4 protein-coding genes are annotated in these 4,566 nt (G+C 40.1%); all 4 read left to right on the top strand.

Going from position 1 to position 4,566, the window contains the following annotated elements; all coding sequences use genetic code 11:
* Window positions 1-172 precede the first annotated feature (172 nt).
* A complete protein-coding gene (locus PLK24_RS08655; RefSeq protein WP_324478217.1) occupies window positions 173-1,720 on the top strand; it encodes a TolB family protein in 1,548 nt (515 codons plus the stop codon).
* 32 nt (window positions 1,721-1,752) lie between these two features.
* Window positions 1,753-2,913 carry a TolB family protein gene (locus tag PLK24_RS08650; RefSeq protein ID WP_324478215.1) on the top strand — a complete coding sequence of 387 codons (1,161 nt, stop codon included), beginning with the start codon at window positions 1,753-1,755 and terminating at the stop codon, window positions 2,911-2,913.
* 692 nt (window positions 2,914-3,605) lie between these two features.
* On the top strand, window positions 3,606-3,851 hold the full coding sequence (locus PLK24_RS08645) for a type II toxin-antitoxin system HicB family antitoxin (RefSeq protein WP_324478213.1): 246 nt from the start codon (window positions 3,606-3,608) through the stop codon (window positions 3,849-3,851).
* Between the two features lies 1 nt (window position 3,852).
* The gene (locus PLK24_RS08640; protein WP_324478211.1) at window positions 3,853-4,104 is read left to right on the top strand and encodes a type II toxin-antitoxin system HicA family toxin; all 252 of its coding nucleotides are present in this window, start codon (window positions 3,853-3,855) and stop codon (window positions 4,102-4,104) included.
* The last annotated feature ends 462 nt before the right edge of the window (window positions 4,105-4,566 follow it).

Raw genomic sequence — 4,566 nt, 5'->3', positions numbered from 1 at the left:
ATTCTTTTTTCCCCCCTCTCCCCCTCAGGTCTTTATCGATGGGAGAAAATAAGGATGAGGTAGGAATTATTGCTCCTCTCAACTCACGACTCACTTCTCACAACTCACGTTATTCCCAAAATTGAATTTATAATGATACAATACGATGGAAAAACAGGAGGGGGGAATTATTTTGTTCAAGACATCACTTTTTTTATTCTGTGTAATCCTGACGTCCATCTTTTTTTGTCTTCCAGCTTACTGCTTTGAAGGAGCCTTGCTCCCACCGGTCCAGGAAGAACTCACTTCTTATAATGACGAAATTCTCCAATTCACTCTACGACATCCTCCCAGTTGGAAACCGGTGAGCCAGGATCATCAAAATCGTCATTTTTTAGTCTTTTTTTCCCCAATCGAGGGAAATGATGATCATCTCCAAGATAATTTGAGCTGTTCGGTTGAAAATTTAGATCAACCAGTTACCAACGATGCCTATCTTAAAAAATCTCTGGATGCTTTCCAAAACCAAATCACCCAACTAACTATTGGGAATACTTTCGAGGTATCAATTGCTAACCAAAAAGCCCTATCTGTTCCTTTTACCGGGATTTATCAAAATAACCAGCTTGCCTGGGTCTTAACCGTTCTCATAAAAGAGAATCAGGCCTATAGTTTCCTTTTAACTTCTGAACCTCAAAAAATTGAGAACTATTGGAACCAAGTCAGTCAGATGATATCTTCCATTCGTTTTCAAGAAAAAACCTCCATTCCCATATTTCTTGCTCCTTCTACCCCACCCGAACAACCAAAAAAATCTCTCCAAATACCGACTTTTTCTGAACTTCAAGAAAAGTTATCAATTCCCAAAACCTCAGTCACCCCTCCAAAGGGAAAAATTGTATTCGCCAGCGAGAAACGGGGAGGAGATTTTGCCATCTGTGTCATGAATCCTGATGGAAACGATATTGCTCCTCTAACTGGAAATCATCATACTTTAGCCTGGCAACCATCCTGGTCACCGGATGGAAATAAAATCGTATTCACATCCTTTATCGACTTTCATTTCGAAATTTTCCTGATGAATGCCGATGGGAGTGGAGAAATCATGATCACCGGCGACACTGAGGAAAAAAGTTATCCGTCTTGGTCTCCGGATGGAACCCGAATCATTTTTTCGTCCAAACCTGGTGTTTCATCCAGCTCCAGTTTTGATCTTTTTGGTTCAACTTATGATCCCCAGGATAGCGAAATCTACATTATCAATGCTGATGGAAGCAACCGAATCAACATCAGCAACGACTCCAGCAACGATGTCGAACCGTCCTGGTCACCGGATGGAACCAAAATTGCTTTCTCTTCCAACCGGGATGGAAATTATGAAATATATCTGATGAATGCCGATGGAACCGATCCAGTTCGATTAACTGAAAATTTTACTGATGACCATCGCCCCATGTGGTCACCGGATGGAACCAAAATTGCTTTCTCTTCCAACCGGGATGGAAATTATGAAATATACCTGATGAATGCCGATGGAGCACAAGTTGTTAATTTAACCAAAAATGGATTTACCGATTCCGAGCCGTCCTGGTCGCCGGATGGAAACTACATCCTTTTTGTCTCCAATCGGGATCGCAACGATGAAATCTACCGGATGAAAGCTGATGGAACTGAGGTAGTCAGGTTGACTAAGAATCCTAAGGATGATTGGAATCCCTGCTGGCAGCCAAAAGGAAATTAGCCGTGAAAAATTTTCTATTTTTTCTACTTATAATGAGTTTATCTTTAATTTCAATACCAGTTCAAAGTCAAACATTGGATCAGCTCACCCTGCCTCCCCTATCAACTCCTCCGATGGTTCAACTTACTTTGCCTCCTCTTGTACCTCCTCCGGTTGAGCAGGAAGTCAAACCTATTACCGAAAAACCAAACAATTTAATTATCTCGGAGAAAATTATATTTTCCCAGGAATTCAGTTCCAATGTTTTCCTCATCCGAGCGATCAACAAAAACACTTGGCAGGAAGAAAAGCTTTTCACTACCCTTCCCGACCAACAAAATAAACCCGTAACAATGTGGGAACCATCATGGGCACCAGACGGGAAAAAGGCAGCTTATGTTTTGTGGTATATCACTGGGGAAATTTATCTGATGAGTCTCGATGACCAATCCACCACTCGCCTCACTGATAACGATTTTGATGATAAAAATCCGGCTTGGTCACCCGATGGAACACAGATTGCTTTTTCTACCAACCGGGATGACAATTATGAAATATACCTGATGGATAAAGAAGGCAATAACTTGGTGCGACTCACCGAAAATGGTTTTGATGATGGAGATCCCTGCTGGTCACCCGATGGAACCAAAATTGCTTTTACTTCCCATCGAGATGGCAACAATGATATTTTCACCATGAACGCCGATGGTTCTAATTTTCGGAATCTCACCCGACATTCTGCTGATGATATCGACCCAGCCTGGTCGCCTGATGGAACACAGATCGCTTTTTCTACCAACCGGGATGACAATTATGAAATATACCTGATGGATACTCGGGGAACTAACCAGCAAAAACTAACCGATAATCCAAGCTTGGATACCGAACCCTGCTGGTCGCCGGACGGAAAACAGATCCTTTTTACCTCGGACCGAAGCGGAACTAGTAATCTTTATCTTTTAACCCTCGGGCAGGAATACGCCGAACCCTTTTTCCTAAAAGGATATATGACACAAGTAGAGTATTTTCTTAAGTATTTATCAGATACAGCTCAACCGGATGATAATGTTCCTAATATTATTCTTACTTTTCAACAAATTCTTACCTCCGCCACCAATTTAATAACTCAATTAACAACTTACCAACTCGAATTCATCGAAAAACCTAAATACCTTATCATTTGGCAAGCCGATTGGGTAAGAGTGAAAGAGTAAAAGAAAGTTCTATGTCGAGGGAAACGAGGGGAATATTGGCAAAAGGCCCCGAGGGGGCGAGGGGGAGAAAGAAATCATAAAGGATTAGATCCTCACGCGGGAAAGCACAGCTTTGGGTGATAGCACTGCATAGCCGTTGGCTGCTGATCCTCATGCTGCTTTCGTAGCACCAGATGAGGATGAAAATACTATTCGGTAATCAATCTCCTCCTATAGCAAAGGGAGTTAGGGGGATTTAAATTTTTTCCTGCTCCGTCATTTCGAGAAGTTCAACCGTTTCTAGGTTGGACGACGTGGCAATCTCATCCACCCACTCTATCATTTTGAGGAGCGTATTATGCGACGAGAATCTTATCCTGCTCTTCCGTCATTGCGAGGAACGCAGTGACGTGGCAATCTCATCTTTTAAAATTTTTTTTGAAAAATATTCAAAACACGACATACCATGGCATGTCGCTACATTAATTAAAAAATGGGTATAATACATTGTACCCCTTCATTTTTTAATTCTTTTGTAGGGGTTTGATTTATCATGCCCGTAATCTATTTGAATAAACCTTCATGCTGCTTTGAGGTAGCTGATAAACAAGATTAATCATCATAAACTTGTAAAATGATGTGATAAAAGGAACATTGACAGATTTGAAGGGATTTTTTATACTAAAGCTGAGTTTTTTGGAGGTTCAAGAAAGATGAAAACATATATTTTTAAAGTTATAGTTGAACCCGACGAGGATAGATGGCATGCTTATTGTCCTATTTTGGAAAAATATGGTGCTATCACCTGGGGCTATACTCAGGAAGAAGCTTTAAAAAACATCCAAGACGTGGTGGAAATGGTGGTTGAAGAATTAATAGAAGATCATATCCCTATTCCTAAAGAACCTCAGGAAGAAGTGGAGGTATTTTCCGAACCACGAGCAATAGTTACTATTTAAAATGACTATCAATTTCAAAAAGCTCAAAAACCTCACTGCTCGTGAGATCATCAACGCTCTCTCAAGAGATGGTTTCTACCTTCGAAATCAAAAAGGAAGTCATCAGCGCTACTATCACCCTGATGGAAGGAAAATAACAATTTCTTTCCATCATCCTGGAGACACTTTCCCTCCCAAGACTCTGAAAAAAATGATAGAATACCAGGCGAAATGGACTGAAGAGGATTTAAAACGTCTTAACTTACTAAAATGATTGTATTCTTCAAATATCATTATTACGATCTCCTCTTTTAAAAATAATCTCAAACTGATAATTGATAGCTTTCCCACTTCTTAATACTGATCCCGATTCCATAATTCCCCAACAAATAAAAAAGATGAAAACCTCACGGCTTTTTCCTCCCTTACCCGGCATATCCTTGACAAGGTTTATTATTACTTCTAATACTTAATGCCTCATCGGGACTTTTTATAACAAAAATTTGTGCCTTTTGGGACTTGAATTAGTACTATCTTCCTATGGTTAGCCTTTTATCTAATGGTTACCCTATATATAATTATGATTTTATGAATTTCCCGAAAGGAGGGATTGAGTTTGAACAAAAAAAGACTTCGGTTTTTGTTTTTATCAGTAATAATATTGGTTTCTTTTATCAGTGGCTGTATCGGTGGTGGCCAGTTTGGAGCTCCCTCAACTGGAGGTTCAGTCACTATC

It is taken from the genome of Atribacter sp. (assembly GCF_035418125.1).
GTDB classification, from domain to species: Bacteria; Atribacterota; Atribacteria; order Atribacterales; family Atribacteraceae; genus Atribacter; species Atribacter allofermentans.
This window is presented reverse-complemented; position numbering and strand designations above follow the sequence as displayed.

What these genes read in the sequence shown, in the direction of transcription:
- PLK24_RS08650 (WP_324478215.1), top strand. Translation starts at nt 1,753, where the DNA reads ATGAGTTTATCTTTAATTTCAATACCAGTTCAAAGTCAAACATTGGAT.
- PLK24_RS08640 (WP_324478211.1), top strand. Translation starts at nt 3,853, where the DNA reads ATGACTATCAATTTCAAAAAGCTCAAAAACCTCACTGCTCGTGAGATC.
- PLK24_RS08645 (WP_324478213.1), top strand. Translation starts at nt 3,606, where the DNA reads ATGAAAACATATATTTTTAAAGTTATAGTTGAACCCGACGAGGATAGA.